At 44.5% G+C, this 21,927-nt stretch carries 19 protein-coding genes, 1 riboswitch and 1 other annotated feature; of the genes, 14 read left to right on the top strand and 5 right to left on the bottom strand.

Going from position 1 to position 21,927, the window contains the following annotated elements; translation table 11 throughout:
* Nucleotides 1-52: 52 nt before the first annotated feature.
* The 3 genes from DW251_RS12285 to DW251_RS12295 form a co-directional block, all read right to left on the bottom strand.
* Nucleotides 53-982, bottom strand: a complete 930-nt coding sequence (locus DW251_RS12285; protein WP_243034947.1) for an ABC transporter permease — start codon at nt 980-982, stop codon at nt 53-55.
* Nucleotides 969-2,513 (bottom strand): sugar ABC transporter ATP-binding protein, encoded by a 1,545-nt coding sequence (locus DW251_RS12290; protein WP_021868864.1) that lies wholly within the window; start codon nt 2,511-2,513, stop codon nt 969-971. The genes DW251_RS12285 and DW251_RS12290 overlap by 14 nt, the downstream gene beginning before the upstream one ends.
* 92 nt (nt 2,514-2,605) lie before the next feature.
* Nucleotides 2,606-3,664: a substrate-binding domain-containing protein gene (locus DW251_RS12295; RefSeq protein ID WP_118301312.1), complete on the bottom strand. Its 1,059-nt coding sequence runs from the start codon at nt 3,662-3,664 to the stop codon at nt 2,606-2,608.
* 84 nt (nt 3,665-3,748) lie between these two features.
* Nucleotides 3,749-4,125, bottom strand: a binding site (T-box leader).
* Between the two features lie 207 nt (nt 4,126-4,332).
* Here DW251_RS12295 and DW251_RS12300 point away from each other — a divergent pair.
* Nucleotides 4,333-4,947 carry a DUF975 family protein gene (locus DW251_RS12300; RefSeq protein WP_118301313.1) on the top strand — a complete coding sequence of 205 codons (615 nt, stop codon included), beginning with the start codon at nt 4,333-4,335 and terminating at the stop codon, nt 4,945-4,947.
* A gap of 82 nt (nt 4,948-5,029) precedes the next feature.
* Here DW251_RS12300 and DW251_RS12305 read toward each other — a convergent pair whose 3' ends face one another.
* A complete protein-coding gene (locus DW251_RS12305; protein ID WP_021868861.1) occupies nt 5,030-5,275 on the bottom strand; it encodes a TIGR03905 family TSCPD domain-containing protein in 246 nt (81 codons plus the stop codon).
* Between the two features lie 221 nt (nt 5,276-5,496).
* Between DW251_RS12305 and DW251_RS12310 the strand changes: the two genes are divergently transcribed.
* The 6 genes from DW251_RS12310 (at nt 5,497) to tkt (ending at nt 12,761) form a co-directional block, all read left to right on the top strand.
* Nucleotides 5,497-6,189: a 5'-methylthioadenosine/adenosylhomocysteine nucleosidase gene (locus tag DW251_RS12310; protein ID WP_021868860.1), complete on the top strand. Its 693-nt coding sequence runs from the start codon at nt 5,497-5,499 to the stop codon at nt 6,187-6,189.
* A 233-nt stretch (nt 6,190-6,422) separates the two neighbouring features.
* The gene (locus DW251_RS12315; RefSeq protein ID WP_021868859.1) at nt 6,423-7,199 is read left to right on the top strand and encodes a hypothetical protein; all 777 of its coding nucleotides are present in this window, start codon (nt 6,423-6,425) and stop codon (nt 7,197-7,199) included.
* A gap of 83 nt (nt 7,200-7,282) precedes the next feature.
* Nucleotides 7,283-7,471, top strand: a complete 189-nt coding sequence (locus tag DW251_RS12320; RefSeq protein ID WP_118301314.1) for a hypothetical protein — start codon at nt 7,283-7,285, stop codon at nt 7,469-7,471.
* Nucleotides 7,468-8,910: a glucosyltransferase domain-containing protein gene (locus DW251_RS12325; protein ID WP_118301315.1), complete on the top strand. Its 1,443-nt coding sequence runs from the start codon at nt 7,468-7,470 to the stop codon at nt 8,908-8,910. The genes DW251_RS12320 and DW251_RS12325 overlap by 4 nt, the downstream gene beginning before the upstream one ends.
* A 334-nt stretch (nt 8,911-9,244) precedes the next feature.
* Nucleotides 9,245-10,594 (top strand): glucose-6-phosphate isomerase, encoded by a 1,350-nt coding sequence (locus tag DW251_RS12335; RefSeq protein ID WP_021868858.1) that lies wholly within the window; start codon nt 9,245-9,247, stop codon nt 10,592-10,594.
* Nucleotides 10,595-10,775: 181 nt separating this feature from the next.
* A complete protein-coding gene (gene tkt / locus DW251_RS12340) occupies nt 10,776-12,761 on the top strand; it encodes a transketolase (RefSeq protein ID WP_021868857.1) in 1,986 nt (661 codons plus the stop codon).
* A 173-nt stretch (nt 12,762-12,934) separates the two neighbouring features.
* On the opposite strand, the gene DW251_RS12345 is transcribed toward tkt, so the two are convergent.
* Entirely contained in the window at nt 12,935-13,201 is a 267-nt protein-coding gene (locus DW251_RS12345) for a hypothetical protein (protein WP_021868856.1), read from the bottom strand.
* 375 nt (nt 13,202-13,576) lie between these two features.
* Here DW251_RS12345 and DW251_RS18350 point away from each other — a divergent pair, with 375 nt between their 5' ends.
* From DW251_RS18350 to ucpA, 7 genes are all read left to right on the top strand, one after another.
* Nucleotides 13,577-13,927: a MarR family transcriptional regulator gene (locus DW251_RS18350; protein ID WP_243034948.1), complete on the top strand. Its 351-nt coding sequence runs from the start codon at nt 13,577-13,579 to the stop codon at nt 13,925-13,927.
* Nucleotides 13,928-14,198: 271 nt separating this feature from the next.
* Nucleotides 14,199-15,305, top strand: a complete 1,107-nt coding sequence (locus DW251_RS12355) for a hypothetical protein (protein WP_021868854.1) — start codon at nt 14,199-14,201, stop codon at nt 15,303-15,305.
* Nucleotides 15,306-15,358: 53 nt separating this feature from the next.
* Nucleotides 15,359-15,931 (top strand): response regulator, encoded by a 573-nt coding sequence (locus DW251_RS12360; protein WP_118301317.1) that lies wholly within the window; start codon nt 15,359-15,361, stop codon nt 15,929-15,931.
* Nucleotides 15,932-15,953: 22 nt separating this feature from the next.
* Nucleotides 15,954-17,417 carry a histidine kinase N-terminal domain-containing protein gene (locus DW251_RS12365; protein ID WP_021868852.1) on the top strand — a complete coding sequence of 488 codons (1,464 nt, stop codon included), beginning with the start codon at nt 15,954-15,956 and terminating at the stop codon, nt 17,415-17,417.
* A gap of 354 nt (nt 17,418-17,771) precedes the next feature.
* The gene (locus DW251_RS12370) at nt 17,772-19,178 is read left to right on the top strand and encodes an APC family permease (protein ID WP_021868851.1); all 1,407 of its coding nucleotides are present in this window, start codon (nt 17,772-17,774) and stop codon (nt 19,176-19,178) included.
* A gap of 65 nt (nt 19,179-19,243) precedes the next feature.
* Complete coding sequence (locus DW251_RS12375) at nt 19,244-20,665, top strand: APC family permease (RefSeq protein WP_021868850.1); 1,422 nt, start codon at nt 19,244-19,246, stop codon at nt 20,663-20,665.
* 99 nt (nt 20,666-20,764) lie between these two features.
* On the top strand, nt 20,765-21,562 hold the full coding sequence (gene ucpA, locus DW251_RS12380) for an SDR family oxidoreductase UcpA (RefSeq protein ID WP_021868849.1): 798 nt from the start codon (nt 20,765-20,767) through the stop codon (nt 21,560-21,562).
* A gap of 42 nt (nt 21,563-21,604) precedes the next feature.
* Nucleotides 21,605-21,713: riboswitch (TPP riboswitch) on the top strand.
* Nucleotides 21,714-21,927 lie beyond the last annotated feature (214 nt).

A 21,927-nucleotide genomic window follows, 5' to 3' on the forward strand; every position in this document is an offset into this window, starting at 1 on the left:
TGCGGTAGTTCCAATGTCAAAGGTTGCAACTAACATAATTTTACCCCCTAAGTTAATTCTTTCCGGCCCCTATCTTCTGGATCACAACCGCCAGGATAATGATACCGCCGGTAATGATGTTCTGCATAAAGCTTGGCATCTGCAAAATGGTCAGACCGTTGGCTAAAACCGCCAGAACTGCTGCGCCGATCAGCGTTCCCACGACACAGGGAACACCGCTTTTAGATACAGTGCAGCCGATAAATACGGCTGCATAAGACTGGAGAAAATAGCCTTGTCCTGCAGTAGTGTTGGCAGAACCGACTCTGGAAGCCACCAGAGCACCTGCGAGACCTGCAATCGCGCCACATAGGGAAAATGCCAGTACCCGGTAGCGGAAAATAGGAATTCCTGCTACTTCAGCCGCTTCCTTGCTGCCGCCGATGGCATACAGCTTCCGGCCCGGAGCAGTATGTCCCATGAAAACATAAAATGCCAGGTATAAAACAACTGCCACCAAAGTAATAAAGGGAATACCTGCGATTTTTAAAATACCGGGAATGGTAAATGCCTTTGGAATACCATTAAATACGGTGGTGCCGCCGGTCAGTCCATAGATCACGCCGTCTAATACAGTTCCCATACCAAGAGTAGTAATAAAAGATAAAATCTGGAAGCGGGCAACTACAATACCATTTACGCAGCCAACCAAAAGGCAGATCAGGGCAGCAATCAGGAAACAAAGAGCCACAGGAACCTGTTTAATGGATAACAGGGCAGCGATCACGCCCCCAAGGCTTACAATATTTCCAATGGATAAGTCAAATTCATTGATGGTCATTACAAAAGTAGCTCCTAAAGCCACCATAGCCAATGGTGCTGCCTGTCTGCTGATGTTAAGAAAGTTTTTAACTGTGCAGAAAGAGGCCGGGCGGAGAATAGAAAAAATAAGGATGATCACCGCCAGTGCAGCTACGGTTCCATAATGTTTAAATGCTTTCATTTTCATGTGTTTCCTCTCTTTCTGCTTCATAACAGCAGGCCAGTATGTCCGCTGGCTTTAAATTCTTATTTGGAAAGATCTTACGTATTTTCCCGGATGCCATGACCGCGATCTCATCAGCTACCTCCAAAAGTTCTGTAAGGTCCGATGAAACGTAGAGAACAGCTTTGTTTTCTGCCGCCTGATGGTGCAGCAGACTGTGGATCTGCTGTCTGGTGGCAACATCTACGGCCTGTGTAGGTTCATCGCACAACCATATGGAGGGGGATGTAAGTAATGCTTTTGCAAAGACCACCTTCTGCTGGTTGCCACCGGATAATTCACAGGCCGGCTGGGAAGTGCCGGTGCAGCGGATCTTTAGGGCGTTTATCATACCTTTTGCAGCAGAAACAGCAGCTGTTGTTGAAAACAGCCCCTTTTTGGAATAATGGTCAATGGAAGAAAGGTTCATATTTTCTTCCACTGTAAAAGACGGGATCATGGCTTTGCGCCGCCTGTCTTCGCAGATAAAGGCGATGCCCTTTTTTATGGAATTAACAGGAGTGGGCTTTTTCACCTTTTCCCCACTGATCTCAATGGTTCCGCCGGATATGCGCCGGATGCCGTAGATACATTCCAGAAATTCCGTCCGTCCGCTGCCGCAAAGACCGAACATGCCGGTGATGCGTCCGGTGTGGACGGTGATACTGGCGTCTTTTACAATGTGGTCGGCAGAGGAAAGGTGGGAGATGGTGAGTGCAGGGAATGATTGTGTGGCTGCCGACCGGGAACAACATGTACTGTCAGGCATCATGTGTTTACTATCCGCTTCCCCATTCCCGCTCATCAGCCGGACCAGCTCCTTCTGGCTGGTAGAGGCAGTATCGCAGGTACTTACCAGTTCTCCGTTTCTCAGCACTGTTACCCGGTCCGTCAGCGCCATGATCTCTTCCAGCCTGTGGGTTACATAAAGGACAGCAGTTCCTTTTGCTTTCAGGTTCCTTATAATAGAGAATAGTAAATTCGTTTCCTTATCAGAAAGAGAAGCAGTAGGCTCATCTAAGATCATTAACTTACAGTCGCTCATCATGGCCCGCAGGATCTCTACGCATTTCTTCTGTGCCGGAGTCATCTGGAAAATGGATTTCTTCAGGTCTAAATGGATCCCAAGTTCTTCCCCTTTTTTCTGAGCCGCTTTTTCCATTTCCTTCCACTGGATCAGACCGCCTTTTCGGGGATAAGGCCGTCCAAGCCAGATATTTTCCAGGGCGGAAAATGCAGGTATCAGCACATGATCCTGGAAAATGATATTGATGCCCAGTTCCCGGCTCTCTACCGGGCCGAAATCAGCAGGAAAAGGAGCTCCGTTCCAGGACAGCTCCCCTCCGTTTTTTGTATACACGCCGCCTAAGATCTTAATGAACGTAGACTTTCCAGCGCCATTTTCACCTACCAGGCCGTGGATCTCCCCTTCTTTTAAAGAGAGATCCAGACCCTTAAGGGCATATACACCATTAAATGATTTGTCCAGTTTCTTTGCTTCTAACAGCATTCTTGCCACCTGCCATTTTCCATGATCTGATCCTAATCTGTATCAGCCTAAATTCCCGGGCCCCGTCTGGAGCCCCTGGGAAATTCGTTCTGTTACTGTGCGTTTTCCTGAGTAATAAGCTCTGCAGGAGCGTACATTTCACCTTTTTCAATGGTCTCTCCTGCATAATATTTTTCCATCTGCTGGCAGACAATGTCAGCCATGCCTTCAAAATTCTGCTTTACAGTTGCTTTTAAGCAGGAACCGTCTTTGATCATCTGTACTGCCTGCTCATTTCCGTCAACACCGGTAACAATAACTTCGTCACGTCCTGCTTCTGCCAATGCCTTTGCGGCGCCGATGGCCGGTTCATCCCATGCTGCGAAAATAGCAGTTACAGAGTCCTTGTCAGGGTTTGCGGTCAGCAGGTTAGCCGTGATCTCTTCTGCATCATTAATCGGCTGTTCAGCCGGTACATGCTGTTCTGTGATCAGCTGAATGTCAGGATATTCTTTAATAATGTCATCAAATGCTTCACAACGTTTTACAACACCTGGATGTGGTCTGTGGGTGAGTGCGATCACAGTACCTTTACCGCCCATCAGGTCATCAAAGAGGTAACGGACGATCAGTTCGCCCATCTGGTAGTTGTCGCTGGTAGCATTGACCTGCATTCCATCAATAAAACCGCTGTCGCAGCCGAATACAGGGATATCTGCGTCAAAGGCTTCTGTCAGCTGATTGGCAACCTGGTTTGGGTCAGCACTTACTAAAACAATGCCGTCAGTGCCGGAAGAAACCACATCTTCAATACGGCTTGCAAGCTCTGCAAAATCATTGGCAGTATCGATCACGAATACTTCTGCGCCTTCTGCCTCTAAGTTATTCTTGATAAAGCCAGCCATCTGGTTGGTGGTAACAGAAGTAAGATAAGGGGTCATAACAGAGATCTTTTTACCGGCAAGAGCAGTACTGTCAGCTGTTTTTATGTCAGCTTCGCCGGAAGCGGCATCTTCAGAAGCTTTTTCGGTAGTGGAAGCAGCTTCTGTCTGTGCAGCAGTCTCAGCCTTTGGGGCAGTTGTTTCATCTGCTTCTGTAGAGCAGCCTGTAAGCAGGATGCCGGTCAGCGCTGCAGCTGCAGCCAGGGTTAAGAAATTACGCATTTTTTTCATAGTGTTCTCCTCCTGAAATAAAATTTTTGTTTGTTGGGGAATAAATCTGGGAATAAAAAATCCCGGACATGACTTTTACATCATGTCCGGGACGAATTGTTCGTGGTGCCACCCGAATTCACAGATCTTGTTTAACATCAGGGTTCCAAAATTACAAATCCTCTTACAAGCAAGCTTGTATCGGATTTTTGATTTTTGAACCCTGATGTTAACAAAAATAGCAGCTATCCCATAATCGGAATATCTGCCACCAATCTGTCTCATTTTCAGAGTACGGAAAGTAAAAATAAAACTTCGATACTCTTATCCTTTAACGCAGGAATCACGGCCTCAGCTACTTGCTATTGCGTTCGCCTGGCGTCTCACAAACCCATTCCATAAGGAACTCCATACTGCTTTCCACCACCAGCAGCTCTCTGTGATATCATTCCAGATGTACTCTCTTTGCTCATCGACGTTGCTTTTGAATTTTATGGTAATAAAGTAGCACAATTTATATTGACTGTCAATTATAAATTTAGGGATTTTTAAGTTTGATTTATAAATGGATTTCAAAAGGTTTTCTAAAGATTGCCGGATTGCATTGACCGAACGATTGCTATGCTGTAACATGGTAGTAACGGAGAAGCAAGTTCGATCCGCAAAAATAAAAAACGGAGGAACATTAGATGACAAGAGCAGAACTGAAACGGAACGCAAGGGAGAAACTTGGGGGACAGCTGTTCGGTCCTAACTGGGTCAATGCAGTCCTTGTAATGGACATTTTTTATATACTGACGGGAGCCGTAAACGGTATCGCAGGATTTGGAACCCTGATCATGTTAGTGATCGGAGGCCCTTTAAGCTACGGAGTGGCAAAATTGTTTTTACAGCAGTGTGATGACGGACAGAAAATGAACCCGACAGAAGTATTTAAGGGCTTTTCAGAAGACTTTGGCGGAAGCTTTATCTTATATCTGTTAAGATACCTTTTCATTGCCTTATGGTCCATTTTGCTGATCATTCCGGGCATTGTAAAAATGTATTCTTACTCCATGGCATTTTTTATAAAAGCAGATCATCCATCATATGACTGGAGAGAATGCTTAGATGCCAGCAGCCAGCTGACATATGGACACAAATGGGAACTGTTTATTCTGGATCTGAGTTTTATTGGCTGGCAGATTGTCGGAAGCTTGTGTCTGGGTATTGGAACTTTCTGGGTAAACGCTTACAGAGAGGCTACCATTGCGGAATACTACAGATATTATGAAAGCAATCAGGTGATCGACAGAGATTTTTAAAATATAATATTTCATAAACAGATCAAAGGGCACCTCACAGCGAGGTGCCCTTTTTAAGCGGATCATTTCGGATCATTTTTAATTACTGCTGAGCCTTATACTGCTCTAAAGCGGTTGCCAGCTGGTCAGGACAGGAAGTTGGGCGAGGGCCGCACTTGATGCCTTTCATACGTTTGATGGCTTCATCGATATCCATTCCTTCAACCAGTGCTGCAACGCCCTGTGTATTGCCGGAGCAGCCGCCTACAAAATGAACATTGGTTACCTTATTGTCTTTTACTTCAAAAGAAATAGCTCTTGAACAGACGCCGTGGGTTGTATAATTCATCACATGTACCTCCTTGGGGTTTAGTTTTGTAAATAAGTATGGCAGCAGAAAAGTATGCCGCCCGGTTCTTGACGGGCAGAAGCCAAACTGTTACCATGTATCTGTGTACATTTTTATTTGTACACATGTATAACGTTACGGTTCATGTTGTTGCATGACCAGCAACAGTGTACCTTTCATTATGCTTCATGTAAATAAGATTGTCAAGTTGGAGGAAAAGAATGATCGGAATTATCGGGGCCATGGATGAAGAAGTGGCAATGTTAAAGGAAAAACTCACAGAGGTTCAGGTAGAAACAAAGGCTGCTATGGACTTTTATAAAGGAAAATTAGAGGGAAAGGACGTAGTAGTTGTCCGTTCCGGTATCGGTAAGGTAAATGCAGCTATGTGTGCACAGATCCTGGCAGATGTATACCATGCAGACCATGTGATCAACACTGGTATTGCAGGTTCCTTAAAGGCAGAGATCAACATTGGGGATATCGTGCTGTCTACAGATGCATTACAGCATGATATGGATGCCCAGGCATTTGGCTATGAGCCAGGACAGATCCCAAGAGTAGACACACTTTCTTTTAAGGCAGATGAGAAAATGATCGCTCTTGCAAAAGAGTGCTGCGAAAAAGTAAACCCGGAGATCGGCGTATTTACAGGAAGAGTTGTTTCCGGAGACCAGTTCATTTCTGATAAAGAGAAGAAGAAATGGCTTACTGATACTTTTGCAGGCTACTGCACAGAAATGGAAGGTGCAGCTATTGCCCAGGTATGCTATTTTAACCATATTCCATTCCTTATTGTAAGAGCGATTTCTGATAAGGCAGATGACAGTGCTTCTATGGATTACCCGACTTTTGAGGCACAGGCCATCCGCCACAGTGTGAACTTAATGGCAGAGATGCTCCGCTGTTTTTAATACAAGATGATCCACAGCCAGTTATCAATGCCTTTTAAACCCTGTTCAGAATCGTTTCGTGGGAGAATTTGACGAACGATTTTAAGGGTTCTCAACTTCCCAAATAAAAAGCCGTCGTTATAATTAAGCTTACCGAATGACACAGGCCTGCAGGTGTGTCGGCCGGAATAATCATTCTGCAATAAAAACAATAACATTTGCAGACAGTGGAAACAGAAAGGGGAGCTTATATTATGATGGGCTTTTTACAGACGGGAAGAGCACTGTATGTGCTGGCAGTTATCTGCTTTGGAGGTATTTTTGTACGGCTGGCAGCCGGAAGCTTCTACAAAAAACTGATAAAAGAAAGCGCAAATATGGCGCTGACCAAGAACCGGTATCTGCGGAACTTAAAACAGAATGCAGAAGATACATATAGAATTAACATGGGCATGAACAATGCTGCTGTTTATTTACAGAGGCAGCTTGGAAATCTTAAATTTTTAGGTTTTTCTTTATCGGGACTTGAAAATCTGGCAGGCCAGCTGACTCTGCTCAGTTTTCTGGCAGGCGGTGTATGCGCTTTTCTTTCCTATTGGAACCGCAGTGACAATTCTTACATTGTCCTTTACGGAGCAGCGGGAATCCTTGGCGGGATGCTTACGATCGTGGCTGATTATGGTGTAAATCTGGAAGGAAAGAGAAACCAGCTTCTCATCAGCCTTCAGGATCATCTGGAAAATGTAATGTGGCCAAGACTGGAGAGGGAAAGCAGCAGCGAGCGTGCAAGTGCAGTTACAGAGGCCGAAGAACGGCGTGATGGTGGAACTGTGCGGACCATTGGAAGGGACCGGGATCGTCGGTTGTCTGGTGCAAGAAGGGGCGCAGAGCAGACGGCAGCCAGCAGGGAAAATGCCCGTGAGGCATCAAACCGGGATAAAAAAGAGGACCGGTCAGCTAAAGACTGGCTGGATGATCTGAATCCGGAGCAGAAACGGATGCTGGGAGAAATGTTAAAGGAATTTCTGTAAGTATATATAACCTGTAAGTATACAAAAGGTCCGCGTAAATGCGGATCTTTATAAAATGATACAAAGGAGTAAAGAAAAAGTTTATGGCAACACATTTTTCTGCTGTTGGGCAGATCAGGCAATTTGCAGGAGAGGCAGCAGCTGATATCAGGGAATTAAGGCAGTTTTTAAAGAAAGAAAAGGCACTTAAACTTATCTGCCTGTCCCTGATCTTAGTCTGCTGGGGATTAAAGATCGTTTATGATGATATTTTATTGACAGTGAGATCATGAGTCTGGAGCCATATGCACTGCTTCAGTCCTGGTATGGAAGCAGACGCTTCAGCCTGATCTTTACGAAAAAAATATTTCATATGATCCGGCTGGTTCCCTATTTATCCAATCTGCTGACAGCTGCTTTTCTTTTTCTGGCTGCACTTTTGTTTGCATTTTGCCTGCAGACATGGATCCCAGTCCTGAAAAAGAAACCATATGATAAGGGACTGCTGTTAGCAGCTGCTTTTTTTGTAACAGCGCCGTCCCTTGCAGAACAGTATGCCTATACGCTCCAGGCTTTTGAGATCACATTATCTATGTGCATCTGCATGATCGCAGTGTATTGCGCCGGGAGAGCGGTTTATGGAAATGGTTCGGTGATCTGGTATCTGGCAGCGGTGCTGCTTCTGGTATGGACATTAGGTTCTTATCAGGGGTTTTGCGTCTGTTATATGGCACTGGTGCTGATCTCATTTCTGGGAAGTTATGAGACAGATATGCATAAGGGGCAGGAAAAAGCCTTTCTTTATGGTATCCGACAGGTTATCATTTTTATTATAGGATTTATCTTATATTTCCTTACAGCTTCATTTTTGTGCAGGATCAAAGGCGGGGACTCCAGTTATGTGGATGCCATGTTTATGTGGGGCACCTTAAGTAAGGCAGAATGCCTGCATTATGTAAAGGATGAATTCCGTGCATTGTATTGCGGTGTGGTGCCGGTCCTTTATAATCGTTTTTTTGGCATAATGGCATTTGGTTGTACCATATTTCTGGCTGTCCGCAGCGTGAAACTGCATTTTAAGAAATGGTACTGGTATTTTCTTGGGTTGTTCCTGTTGGTTGCGTCACCTATGTTTGTTGCGTTATTAAGTGGAATGCGGACACCTGTACGTGGACAGCTGGTATTTCCTCTTCTTTTAGGGGCTTTTGCCTGCATTTTTTATTGTTTTGCAGTGGGATGCCTGGAGCGTTTTAAGGGCTTTTCCGTAAGAACCCGCTGTGTTGTTATTTCCCTTCTTTTTGTGGCAATGTTTTATCAGTCATGGGTGCAGGGAATGGATCTGGTACAGTTAAACCAGACCCTTCATGATACGGTGGTCAATGACCGGATCATCGCACAGCAGATGTATGGGGATATCCGCCGTGTGGCTGACCGCTCTGATATGCAGAACTGTCCAGTGGCTTTTGTAGGAACACGCAGCGCCAGAATACCAAATACAGCGGCAAGAGGAGAAGTGATCGGATATTCCTATTTTGATTTTGGACTGACAAATATCGGGATCAATAATCGGACAACGGGCTTATTTAACCTTATGGGCCTGAACCTGGCAACGCCTACAGTGGAAGAATATGAACAGGCGCTGCAGGAAGCAGCAGATAAGCCCTGCTGGCCTGCAAAGGAGTCGGTTTTCCTTCTGGATGACGGCTGCGTGGCTGTAAAGCTTTCAGAGTAGAGCAGTTTTAAAATGGAACGGACAGGTCAGTTAAAAAGTGTTCAGCCATTACATCTTCTTGTTTCCATATTCATGAAAACAAGAAGCATGGTGGGTCCACCATATGCTGATTTGGATGAAAAAGTGCTCATGCAAGCAAGCTTGCAACACACTTTCTCATTCAAACCAGCGCATGGCAGAACTAACGTTAAAAATTATAATAACAGGTTATGGAATTGGTAGTGTAAATATGCTATACTAGCACGTAGTTGGGAAAATTTTCACAAAATGTTTTCCTAGCTTGAGAGAACATAAATATCTCAAAAGTATGCAATCAGAAAAGGAGAGCGGGAACATGGGTAAGGAAGTTGTATTCGATTATTCAAAAGCCACCGGTTTTATCTCAGCTGAAGAGATGGCTAACTTCAAAAAAACAGTTATGACAGCAAAGGAGACTTTGTTAAGCAAAGAAGGTGCTGGAAACGACTATCTTGGTTGGATCGATCTTCCAGTTGATTATGATAAGGATGAGTTTGCAAGAATTAAAAAGGCAGCAGCAAAGATCCAGAGCGATTCCGATGTTCTGCTGGTAGTAGGAATTGGCGGTTCCTATTTAGGAGCAAGAGCAGCCATCGAATTTTTAAGCAACAGCTTTTATAACGTGCTGTCTAAGGATGTGCGCAAGACTCCTGAGATCTATTTTGTAGGAAACAGCATCAGCAGCAAATATATTGCAGACCTTAAGAAAGTTCTGGCTGGAAAGGATTTCTCCATCAATATCATTTCCAAGTCCGGTACAACCACAGAGCCAGCTATCGCATTCCGTGTATTTAAGGAAATGCTGATCGAAAAGTATGGCAAAGAAGAGGCTGCAAAGCGTATCTACGCAACCACAGACCGTGCAAAGGGTGCTTTAAAGAACCTGGCAGACGAAGAAGGCTATGAAGAATTCGTAGTTCCGGATGATGTAGGCGGACGTTTCTCCGTTCTTACAGCAGTAGGTCTGCTTCCGATCGCTGTATGCGGTGCCGATATTGACAAGCTGATGGAAGGTGCTGCTTCCGGACGTAAGAAAGCACTGGAAACTCCTTACGAAGAAAACCCGGCTCTTCTGTATGCAGCAGTCCGCAATATCCTGCTTCGCAAGGGCAAAGCAGTAGAGATCGTAGCAAATTATGAGCCAAGCCTTCACTATGTATCTGAGTGGTGGAAGCAGCTGTTTGGCGAAAGCGAAGGAAAAGACCAGAGAGGTATCTTCCCTGCAGCAGTAGATCTGACCACAGACCTGCACTCCATGGGACAGTTTATCCAGGACGGCGCACGCATCATGTTTGAGACTGTTATCAACGTAGAAGAATCTCCGGAAGAGATCGTTTTAAAGAAAGAGGATGTAGACACCGACGGCATGAACTATCTTGCTGGAAAGACTGTAGATTTCGTAAATAAGAGCGCTATGAACGGAACCATTCTGGCTCACACAGACGGAAATGTACCAAACCTGATGGTTAAGGTACCAGAGCAGAATGAATTCTATTTAGGTGAATTATTCTACTTCTTTGAGTTTGCCTGTGGCGTAAGCGGCTACATTTTAGGAATTAATCCATTTAACCAGCCAGGCGTAGAAAGCTACAAGAAGAACATGTTTGCTCTCCTTGGAAAGCCAGGCTATGAAGCTCAGAGAGAAGAGCTGTTAAAGAGACTGTAAAATACGGTTGGCTATAAGCATTATTTATAGTAAAAGAGGAGTCGCCTGAAAACGGCTCCTTTTTTGCTATCATTTTCAATGTTATTTTAAAGGTCCGGGAAAACACAGACTAGACGTAAACCAATTCCAATGGTAGAATTGACATAGATTACGTTGTGAAAACGAAAGGAGAACTATTAAAATGGGCATGATAGAAACAAAGACAGCTAATGCCATTCGTGTATTATCTGCTGATGCTATCCAGAAGGCAAAATCCGGACATCCTGGACTTCCTTTAGGATGTGCTTCCGCAGCTTATGAATTATGGGCTAATCATATGAGACATAACCCGGCAGATCCAAAGTGGGTGGACAGAGACCGTTTCATCCTTTCTGGCGGACATGGTTCTATGCTGCTGTATTCATTATTCCATTTATTTGGCTATGGTGATCTGTCTATGGAAGATTTAAAGAACTTCCGTCAGATCGACTCCCTTACACCAGGACATCCTGAGTACGGCCACACAGTAGGTGTAGAAGCTACTACAGGACCTTTAGGACAGGGAATGGGCATGGCTGTAGGTATGGCTATGGCAGAGGCTCATTTAGCTTCCGTATTCAACAAAGATGACATTAAGATCGTTGACCATTACACCTATGTACTGGGCGGAGACGGCTGTATGATGGAAGGTCTTTCCTCTGAAGCCTTCTCTTTAGCAGGTACCTTAGGACTTGGAAAACTGATCGTTCTCTACGACTCTAACAATATTTCCATCGAAGGAAATACAGATATCGCATTTACAGAAGATACTGCAAAGCGTTTTGAGTCCTATGGATTTGGCGTATTCCAGGTAGAAGATGGAAATGACTTCGCTGCTATCGGCGCAGCGATCGAAGCAGCTAAGGCTGATACAGAAAGACCTTCTCTGATCGTTCTTCATACTCAGATCGGATACGGCTGCCCGGCTAAACAGGGTAAAGCATCTGCACATGGTGAGCCTCTGGGCGAAGAGAACATCATTGCCATGAAGGAAAACTTAGGCTGGGAGAGCATGGAGCCATTCTATGTACCTCAGGATGTTTATGACCACATGGCTAAGGTAAGAGAAAGCTTAAAGGCACCAGAAGAAGAGTGGAATGCAAGATTTGCAGCATACTGTGAGAAGTATCCGGAAATGAAGGAACTTTGGGATCAGTATCATGACAAAGACCTGCCTAAGAAGCTTTGGGACAATGAAGAATTCTGGTCCTATGAGGACAAGCCACAGGCAACCAGAAATCTGTCCGGCGAGCTGTTAAATAAGATCAATAAGGTAGTTCCGAACCTGTTCGGCGGTTCTGCCGACCTGGCTCCTTCCAACAAGACCAACTTAAAGGGCGAGGGAGACTTCTCCAAGGCTGATTACTCTGGAAAGAACCTGCACTTTGGTGTAAGAGAGCAGGCAATGACTGCTATTGGAAATGGTCTGGTTCTTCACGGCGGCGTGATCCCTTATGTAGCAACCTTCTTCGTATTCAGTGATTACATGAAGCCAATTGCAAGACTGTCATCCCTGATGAAGGTGCCGCTGATCTACGTTCTGACCCATGACAGCATCGGTGTAGGCGAAGACGGACCTACCCATGAGCCGATCGAGCAGTTAGCTATGTTACGTGCGCAGCCTAACTTCCATGTATTCCGCCCTGCAGATGCAAAAGAGACTGCAGCAGCATGGTACAGTGCGATTACTTCTGAAAAGACACCTACCGCTCTGGTACTTACCAGACAGAACCTGCCTCAGTTAGCAGGAACTGGCCGTGATGCAGTAAAGGGCGCTTACATTGTAGCTGATTCCGCAAAGGAAACTCCAGATGCGATCATCATTGCTACCGGTTCTGAGTTAAGCCTGGCAGTAGAAGCAAAAGAACTGCTGTTAAAGGATGGAATGGATGTCCGCGTTGTATCCATGCCATGTATGGACCTGTTCGAAGAGCAGAGCCCAGAATACAAAGAGTCCGTTCTTCCAAAGGCTGTAAGAAAGAGAGTTGCAGTAGAAGCACTTTCTGACTTCGGCTGGGGCCGTTATGTAGGCCTTGACGGCGCAACTGTATGCATGGAAGGCTTCGGTGCATCCGGCCCTGCAGCACAGCTGTTTGAGAAGTTTGGATTTACCGCAGAGCGTGTTGCTGAGACTGTAAAGAGTCTGTAAGACGTAAAAATCGATGGATGCGCCGAAGGCGCATCCTGATATCGCAATAATAAGATACCCCGGTGACCGCCTGAAAAATGGCAGCTGCCGGGGTGTTTTTGTCTCAATGGTGCATACTTGTGCAATGAAAAAGTTTGACACAAGCGACCGCGCCAAAGGCGCGGTTAACCGTTTTATTCCTCGATCACCTGTATCTCTAAATAATCAAAATCCACAGTCTCAATAAAATTATCCTGGGTAAACCGGGCTTTGTCGTGATATTTAAAATCCTGGACTGTAGCATCCAGCCACATGGGCTTTTCCAGGTCAAACTTATAGCATATTTCATCTAAACAATTAAAAACCATCTGGGTTCTGGAAATAGAATAATCGCCGCAGCAGGCCACCATATCTTTCACCAGATGGTTGTCTTTCATGATCTTTCCCCACATCCGAAACATGTATTTTCCAGCCTTTCTTTTTTGTTGAACCGTGTGTACATGTTAGTTAGTATAGCATAGAATACTGCGTATAATCTATAAAAAACGGCTGCAATCAGAATATTCTTTCATGCAGCCATGAACTGCCATATTGGGCCGAAAAAGATGACGCTCTTTTATCTGTTTTGCAGAAATATATTGATAGAGACTGGAATGATAAGGACCTTAAAGTGATCTTATGTGGCTCTGCACTTAGCTTTATGGAGAAAAAGGTACTCAGTGAAAAGAGCCCTCTGTTTGGAAGACGTGATTCGCAGATCAAATTAGAGGCGTTCAATTACTTAGATGCTGCGAAATTTGTTCCAAACTATTCAAATGAGGATAAGGCAATTTGTTATGGAATTTTCGGATATATCCCTTGTAAATAATATTGTTGAGCAGATCGCGTTTGGCGAAAATACGCTTAATACGATTGCGGGAAAAATTGGAGAAAAAGAACCAACAGTATTATACTCCCTGGATAAATTAATAAATGTTGGTCTGGTTGAAAAGAAAAAGTGTATTACAGATGAGAAAAATAAAAAGAAGACCCAGTATGTTTTAAGAGATTATATGTTCAAATTCTGGTATGAGTTTATCCCAAAGGCTACCAGTGTGATCGAGATGGGGCAGGGAGAGATTTATTATCAGGATACACAGAGTGGTTTGAAGCATTATCAGAAGAGGATGTATTGTTGTTTACATTAGATTCACTTTATGAATAAAAATAATATTAAATCATGTTTAAAAGCAGTACCTGTTATGGGCGGACATGCCGCTTGCTGGGTAAAAGCAAAGCCAAATGCATTCTCTGGGGAGAAGGAAAATGCGAAAGTAAAGATCCACCTTTGCGGCGGCGTGGAAACAAGGGCCAGCTGCCAAACAGACAGCTGGCCCTTGCCCTGTTACAGGTTTTGTAGTAAGCTATAACTATTGACAAAATCCCCCGAAATTCGGGAGGAGAGGAGGTACTTGGGCGGTGGAGCAGGCTATTACTGATTATGTGAAATTTCTGGCAGATGCCAGGGATGCAGTGTATCGTCTGAATAATGATCAGGCGACAGCAAAGCAGTTAAAAGAACAGGGAGAGCGCCAGGAAAAAGAGTTGGCAGCTGCGAAAAAGGCAGTGACAGATTCGGTGAACCAGACCATAAAAAAGCGGCGCAGCGAGATCGATACAAGCTATGACAAAGAGATCGCAAAAGGTCAGGAACGGCTGAAAAAAGCCAGGACCCAGCGGGAAAAAGCCAAAAACAAGGGAATGAAGGAACGGATCGCAGAGGAGACCAGTGAACTTCGGGAACACAACAGGGACTTGCAGATCCAGATGAAGACCATGTTCCAGAAGGATAAAGTGCCTGTATTCTGTCGCACTACATTTTATTATTCCCTGTACTATGCAAGAGGACTTAAGGAGCGTCTGATTGGTTTTATTACGTTCCTGATCTGCTTTTTAGCACTTCCATGCGGTGTTTATTTCCTGCTTCCGGACCGTAAGATCTGGTATCTGGTACTGGTTTATTTTGCAGATATCATTATTTTCGGCGGTCTGTATGTGACCATTGGAAACCGCAGCCGTTCCCGTTATCATGATGCCTTAAAGCAGGGCCGGGAGATCCGCAACCTGTTAAGCTCCAATGAAAAGAAGATCAAAGTCATTGTCCACAGTATTGAAAAGGACGGCAATGAAGATATTTATGATCTGGAGAAATATGATGATGAGATTGCCTGCGCACAGCAGGAACTGTCTGATATAGCAGCAAAGAAAAAAGATGCCATCAGCAGCTTTGAAAATGTGACCAGAAATATTATTGCCGATGAGATCGAGGGGAACCACAGGGCAGAGATCGAAGAAAAAGAACAGAAATTACAGGAAGTAAACGACAGTCTTGCTCAGTTAGAAAGCAGCATCCGCCAGCAGAACATCCATATTACAGACACCTTTGGTCCATATCTTGGAAAAGAGTACCTGAATACGGATAAGCTTTTAGGATTGTCTAAGTTGATCCAGTCCGGAACAGCTTCCAATATTACGGAGGCTATTGAAATGGATAAAAATGGGGTAGGAAAAACAGAAACAAATTAAGATAACAGACAGAAGAGAGAGACAGAATAAGCAGACAATGTAAGGGGGACAATATGTACAGAGTAGTGATCGCAGATGACGAAGTGCTGATCCGCATGTATATTCGGGAAATCTTAGAAAACAATGGTTATGAAGTAGTAGGAGAAGCAGAAGACGGTCTGGATGCGATCGCAGTGTGCAGACAGAAAAAGCCGGATTTTGTTATTATGGACATTAATATGCCGGTGATGACTGGTCTGGAAGCAACGAAAGTGATCAACGAGGATAAGCTGGCTGGATTTGTTATTATTTTGACGGCTTACCGTGACAAGGAAATTGCTGATCAGGCAGTCAATACAGATGTAATGGGATATATTGTAAAGCCGGTAGATGAAGATACACTGATACCGGCAGTAAAGATCGCGATCCATAACTATAAGCAGAGAGAAGCTATGGCGAAGGAGTTTCACAAGACGCAGGAAGCCCTGGATGATAGAAAATATTTAGACCGGGCAAAAGGTCTGGTGATGGAGCGGAAAAACATGTCTGAAAAAGAAGCATTTACTTATATCCGCAGTCTGTCCATGGATAAGGGGATCTCTATGACGGAACTGTCAAAAATGCTTTTGAAAGCATATGAAGGCTGACACAAAAGCAGAGAGGGAATTTATGGAACAGAAGAAAAATAAGCTTCTCAGTGACATGATACAAAATGATACAGATAAAAAAATGGTGCAACTGGTAGAAGCGGCAACGGATCTTAGCTGCGGGGATATCTGCACCCTTTTAGAGGTGGCGCATTCCCTCCCTTTTGTGGGAAATCTGGAAGGCGGAGATACATACATCAATGTGCTTACAAGAGAAAAAGAGTCCATGGTCATTGCTCAGTACAGACATCCAAACTATGATCTGTATAAACGCAGTATCATTGGGGAGATTGAGCGCAGGGAAGATGAGCCGGCTGTGTACCGGGCGCTGGAAGAAGGCATTTCCGGCCGTGGACTAATCGGCATCATTGATGAAGGAAGAACGGTAGTGCGGCATACTGTAAGCCCTATACTTAACAGCGAAAAAAAGGTAATAGGGGCGCTGACATACGAATATCCCAATGCCGGTGCAGATACAGAGTCTATCCGTATTATCAATAATCAGGAAGGAAAACAGGATCCTTTTAACAGGCAGCTTGGAAAAGCCAGCGATTATCTTCAGGATGCCATTCTTCTTTATGATGCAAATGGAATATGTACATTTGTCAATCCCAAGGCAGAAGTTCTGTATCAGGATAAGGGATTTGAACTGCCTTTGATTGGCCGCAGATGCAGCGAACTGCACATTACGGATTGCAATTGGTCTGATCTTACAGAACATCGTGGCGTAATACGGAGAGAGGTACGTACACCGAATTTCATCATGGATGCGGTCATCAGCGGTATCTGGGAAAATGGCACCTGCCAGGGCGCAGCGATTATCTTCCGGGATAAGACAGTGGTACATCAGATGGAGGATGAGATCGCTTACCGCGTGGCGCTGATCCATGAGGTACATCACCGGGTCAAGAATAATCTTCAGACGATTATCAGTCTGATCGGGTTGGAAGCGGTCCATACAAAGGATGAAAAAGTAAAAGCTTTTGCAAAGACCATTACCAGTCATGTGCGCAGCATGAATATCACTTATGACCTGCTTTCTCATACAGGAAGTGAAAATGTGGGATTAAAAGTCCTGATCTCCCGTATTACAGATGTTTTACTGGAAAATAACTGTTTAAAAGAAACGTGCAGTATTTCTACAAGGGTAGATGGGGATGATGTGATACTTACAGAAACAACGGCGTCTACGGTGGCTCTTATTGTTAATGAACTGGTTCAAAACAGCTTAAAATATGCATTTAAGGACCGGAAACAGGGACAGATCAGGCTGAAGATCGAAAAAGGCGCCAGTTACTCCTGGATCACAGTGCAGGATGATGGCTGCGGCTTTGACAATAAGAAGATTTCCAGGGCAAACAGCGGACTGGGGCTCCGCCTGATCAGCAGTCTGGTACAATCAAGCCTGAAAGGAGAATTGTTTATAGAAACAGGGGAAAATGGAACCAGTATAAGATTTTCTTTTTCCATGCCCCAGGCTGGATAATCTAAAATAATTCTAAACATAAAATAAAAATAGTTTAAAATAAAACTTGTTAAACTATTGACAAAATAATGTGTGAGTGCTATGATGTAGACAATTAAAGCGATATCTCTTTAACACTGAAAATTCAATTAAACCTGATATGCAACGGCGTATATCAGTACCACAGAAAGGCATCGAAGCCCAGAAACTTTTTACAGAGTTTTTGGGCTTTTTTATTGCTTATGATCTGCGTGGATTTTCGGACGTTACCTGGAGTTGTGGCCCAGTTAAGGGCTCTAGGGCCTTTATATGGGTCTCTCCCGGCGGCGGTTTTACAACTGCCGGAAAAAACTTACGAAAAGGAGTCGTTTCATAATGGAAAACAAGCAAAATAAGGGCGGCGGTTTAAACAAGAGCTTGAAACTCATCTTTGTTTATACAGTTGCTACGGGTTCAATTTTTACGTTCGTAAACTATTGGGATTCTGTCTTTTACGGATACTGCGGAAGCGGTACATTCCTTGCATTTGCACTGATGACAGTGGCTATTCTTCCGGTAGCCCTTGTATACAGTGAACTGGCATCTCTGTTCCATACATCAGGCGGAGAGCTGATCTATAACACAGTTGGTATCAACAAACACGTAGGTTTCCTTGCTTCCTGGCTGATCATGGCAGCGTGGATCTCTGTTCCGCCGGCTGTTGTTATGGCGATCATGACATGGGTAAATAAGACCTTTGCTCTGGGACTTGGAACATGGCAGATGGTAGGCTGTGCAGCGGTTCTTTTAGTACTGTATTTCTTTATGAGTATCCAGAATGTACAGTTCTTAGTTAAGGCTCAGGCAGGTATGTTGTTCTGCAACATTACCGTTACAATTTTAACAGGATTTATCCTTCTGTTCTCCGGTCACTGGCATATTTCAAATTTTGGAAATATTTTCCAGTCTACTCTGGACTCCGTATATGGTATTCCTGGATGGGTCATTGGCATGGCACTTCTGATCACACCATACTTCGGATTTGAAACAGTACCTCAGATGGTTGAGGAAGGTGACTTCCCGATCAAGAGTTCCAAGAAAGCAATCTGCGGTTCCATTTTAACCTGTGGCTGCATTTATGTGTTCTATTATTTCTGCGTAGCAGGTCTGGATGGATTAAAGGATGTGTATACAAACTTTGCACAGGATGGTTTCTTAACCATTGCTACCATGCAGAATGTACTGGGCTGGACATTCTGGCCGATCATTGTAGGTATCCTTTCCTGCCTCTTAGGTATGGGCGCTTCCTTACTGGGTTTCTGGATGTCTACCGTCCGTATGCTGTACTCTATGGCAAATAAGAACTTCCTGCCAAAGGTATTCGCAGCTGTAAACAAAAATCAGCAGCCAATGCTTCCAAACGTATTCCTGCTGGTATTATCTCTTATCTTTATCGTACTTCAGAACTCCTCAGACTTTATGAGCGCGTTCTTCAACCTGATGAGCTTTGGCTGTGCATGTGCATATGCGCTGACTATGATCTCCGCAGTATGTATTCATAGAAAACATCCAGACTGGAAGAGTTCCAACACCGTAAAGGGCGGTGATGCGTTCCGTCTCTTTGCAATGTGTATCGCAGTTGCTATCGCATTCTTCTGTACACTGGGACAGGGAATTGATTCCTGGATCTGCTTTGGCGTATATCTGGGTGTAGGTGTTGTGATCTGGCTTTGGATGGTACTTGTAAACTGGAAGAAACATCCGGTAGAGATCGAGACTCCGGATGGTATCCAGAAGTTCTAAAAGAAAGTTGAGAAAAGTTTAAATGACATGGCAGACATGCCTGGATAAAGAAGGAGCATAAAAACATGTCTGATACAAAAAATACAGAAAATGAGTCTGGCGGACTGAAGAAAAGTCTTCGTCTGATCTATGTATATGCCATTGCCGCAGGTGCTATTTTCACCTTTATCGGATATTGGGATACCATTTTCTATGAATATTGTGGTGCGGGTACATTTTTAGGATTTATCCTGATGACGCTGTTGATCCTTCCGATTGCTATGGTCTACTGCGAACTGGCACCGTTGTTTCCAAGGGCAGGAGGAGAGCTGATCTACAATACAGTAGGTATTAATAAACATATTGGTTTCTTCTCTTCCTGGCTGATCATGGCAGCCTGGATCGCAGTTCCGCCGTCTGCAGTTATGGCCATTGTCCAGTGGATGTTCCATGTACTTCATATCCAAAGCAGCTTCCTTCTTATAGAAGGAGTTGCTCTGGTCGCTCTTATTGGTTATTGTGCTCTGAGCCTGCAGAATGTGGAGATCGCCGGTAAGATCCAGTTGTACATGCTCATGTTTGCCATTGCAGGTTGTATCGTGGCAACGGTAGCCTTCCTGTTCTCAGGTGTGTGGAGCTTTGATAACTTTAAGAACTTTTTCTATTCACAGGTGGGCAGCCATTTTGGCATTCCGTCCTGGATCATAGGAATGGCTCTTTTGATCACTCCGTTTTTCGGATTTGAAACAGTGCCGCAGATGGTAGAAGAGGGAGACTTCCCAATTAAAGACTCTAACAAAGCTATCCTCGGTTCCATCGTTTCCTGCGGTATTGTATATTCCCTGTTTTTCTTCGGACTGGGCGGCATGCCGGTACAGCCTTTGGTAGAAGAAGGGGGCGCAGCTGTTAATGGTTTTCTGGCCATCACCATGATGGAGCAGTTAGGCGGCGGCTGGGGTGTATTTGCAGTGATCTTTGGTATTGCAGCGATCCTTTGTGCCATTGGCACCTGCTTACTTGGTTTCTGGCTGTCAACCGTTCGTCTGATGTATGCAATGGGAGAAAACAATTTCCTTCCAAAGGCATTTACAAAATTAAACAGTCATCAGCAGCCGGTATTACCAAATATCCTGCTTCTCATCATATCCCTGGTATTCCTGCTTTTGCAGAATGCCACCACCTTTATGAATGACTTTTTCAATCTGATGAGCTTTGGCTGTGCCTGCGCATATGCGCTGACGATGATCTCAGCAATGCGGATCCACAAGAAATATCCAAACTGGGTATCTCCTTATAAATTAAAAGGTGGAAATTTCACAAGAGTATTAGCTCTTATCATTGCAGTAGTCATCGCTTTCTTCTGTACGTTAGGACAAAGCGCTGGTTCCTGGAAGTCATTTGGAATTTACCTGGGAGTAGGAGTCCTCTTATGGCTGTGGATGGTCCTTGTAAACTGGAAAAAACATCCGGTAGAGATCGAAACAGTGGAAGGCTTAAAGAAGTTTTAGAAACTTAATTTTGAACCTGTACGGGAAACCGTCTGGCATATATAATAACTATAATAGTTAAAACAATAACAATTTTTTATATGTAAAGGAGAATGTAAAATGGCTAAATTGGATGGTAAGGTTGCATTAATTACAGGAGCTGCTGCAGGACTTGGTGAAGGTATTTCTACCGCATACGCAAAATACGGCGCAAAGCTGATCATGGTAGACTTATCTCCGGAAGTAGAAAAGACTGCTGAAAAGCTGAGAAAAGAATACAACGCAGAGATCATTACTGTTGTTGCAAACGTAGCTGACCGCGCACAGATGGATGCAGCTGCTGCACAGGGTGTTGAAAAATTTGGTGAGATCAATGTTGCATGCTGCAACGCAGGTGTGTGCCGTCTGGCTCCTTTTGAGGAAATGGATGATAAGACCCGTGATTTCCACATTGATGTAAATATCAAGGGTGTATGGAACACCTGTAAGGCAGTTATCCCATACATGTTAAAGCAGGGCGGCGGCAACATCGTTATCGCTTCTTCTGTAACCGGTGATATCGTTGCTGATGCTGGTGAAGCAGCATACGCTATGACAAAGGCTGCATTAGTAGGTCTGACCAAGTGCCTGGCAGTTGAGTATGCAAGCCGCAATATCCGTGTAAACTGCTCACAGTTAGGATATGCACGTACACCAATGGTTGAGAAGATGGCAGTTGAGTCCAATCCTGAGAACCCAGAGGCAGCTATTGCAGATATCGCTGTAGGTGTTCCTATGAAGCGTCTTGCAAAACCGATCGAAGTTGGCGAACTGTTCGCATTCCTTGGAAGCGACGAATCCAGCTACCTGACCGGATCCCAGATCGTTATCGACGGTGGCAGCACACTGCCAGAGACCATGTCTATTGGTACCAACTAAAAATAACTTGAAAATCAAATAAAACCGCACTATAATAGTAAAGAACTGGAAAAGGGGAGCTGGCAGTCAGTCGGCTGAGAGTGGGATGTGTTTCCCAGACCCGTAACCTGATTTGGATAATGCCAACGTAGGGATATAAAACCGAGGTCTTTTTAGAGTGTGATCTTAGCGGATATGTCTGTTGCAGGCATATCCGCTTTTTCGTGTGCAATGAGCCAAAGTCCGCGCTTGCGGGAGACCATGGCGAATGCCGCGAAAACCGGAAAAATGCGGAGCTTTTTTCCGGTCTTAGGTCTTCCAGGCGGCATATTGGGGGCACCACCTTATGTCGCATAATAAAACGTGGCCTGCAGTAGAACATGTCA

Origin of the sequence: Clostridium sp. AM22-11AC, from assembly GCF_003473545.1 — a bacterium.
Lineage (GTDB): Bacteria > Bacillota > Clostridia > Lachnospirales > Lachnospiraceae > Enterocloster.

Excerpts from the sequence above, each read along its gene's own strand:
- DW251_RS12320 (WP_118301314.1), top strand. The coding sequence starts at position 7,283 with ATGGCAACACATTTTTCTGCTGTTGGGCAGATCAGGCAATTTGCAGGA.
- DW251_RS12325 (WP_118301315.1), top strand. The coding sequence starts at position 7,468 with ATGAGTCTGGAGCCATATGCACTGCTTCAGTCCTGGTATGGAAGCAGA.
- DW251_RS12300 (WP_118301313.1), top strand. The coding sequence starts at position 4,333 with ATGACAAGAGCAGAACTGAAACGGAACGCAAGGGAGAAACTTGGGGGA.
- DW251_RS12345 (WP_021868856.1), bottom strand. The coding sequence starts at position 13,201 with ATGTTTCGGATGTGGGGAAAGATCATGAAAGACAACCATCTGGTGAAA.
- DW251_RS12285 (WP_243034947.1), bottom strand. The coding sequence starts at position 982 with ATGAAAGCATTTAAACATTATGGAACCGTAGCTGCACTGGCGGTGATC.
- tkt (WP_021868857.1), top strand. The coding sequence starts at position 10,776 with ATGGGCATGATAGAAACAAAGACAGCTAATGCCATTCGTGTATTATCT.
- DW251_RS12305 (WP_021868861.1), bottom strand. The coding sequence starts at position 5,275 with ATGAATTATACAACCCACGGCGTCTGTTCAAGAGCTATTTCTTTTGAA.
- DW251_RS12290 (WP_021868864.1), bottom strand. The coding sequence starts at position 2,513 with ATGCTGTTAGAAGCAAAGAAACTGGACAAATCATTTAATGGTGTATAT.
- DW251_RS12365 (WP_021868852.1), top strand. The coding sequence starts at position 15,954 with ATGGAACAGAAGAAAAATAAGCTTCTCAGTGACATGATACAAAATGAT.
- DW251_RS12370 (WP_021868851.1), top strand. The coding sequence starts at position 17,772 with ATGGAAAACAAGCAAAATAAGGGCGGCGGTTTAAACAAGAGCTTGAAA.
- DW251_RS12360 (WP_118301317.1), top strand. The coding sequence starts at position 15,359 with ATGTACAGAGTAGTGATCGCAGATGACGAAGTGCTGATCCGCATGTAT.
- DW251_RS12375 (WP_021868850.1), top strand. The coding sequence starts at position 19,244 with ATGTCTGATACAAAAAATACAGAAAATGAGTCTGGCGGACTGAAGAAA.
- DW251_RS12335 (WP_021868858.1), top strand. The coding sequence starts at position 9,245 with ATGGGTAAGGAAGTTGTATTCGATTATTCAAAAGCCACCGGTTTTATC.
- ucpA (WP_021868849.1), top strand. The coding sequence starts at position 20,765 with ATGGCTAAATTGGATGGTAAGGTTGCATTAATTACAGGAGCTGCTGCA.
- DW251_RS18350 (WP_243034948.1), top strand. The coding sequence starts at position 13,577 with ATGGAATTTTCGGATATATCCCTTGTAAATAATATTGTTGAGCAGATC.
- DW251_RS12295 (WP_118301312.1), bottom strand. The coding sequence starts at position 3,664 with ATGAAAAAAATGCGTAATTTCTTAACCCTGGCTGCAGCTGCAGCGCTG.
- DW251_RS12315 (WP_021868859.1), top strand. The coding sequence starts at position 6,423 with ATGATGGGCTTTTTACAGACGGGAAGAGCACTGTATGTGCTGGCAGTT.
- DW251_RS12310 (WP_021868860.1), top strand. The coding sequence starts at position 5,497 with ATGATCGGAATTATCGGGGCCATGGATGAAGAAGTGGCAATGTTAAAG.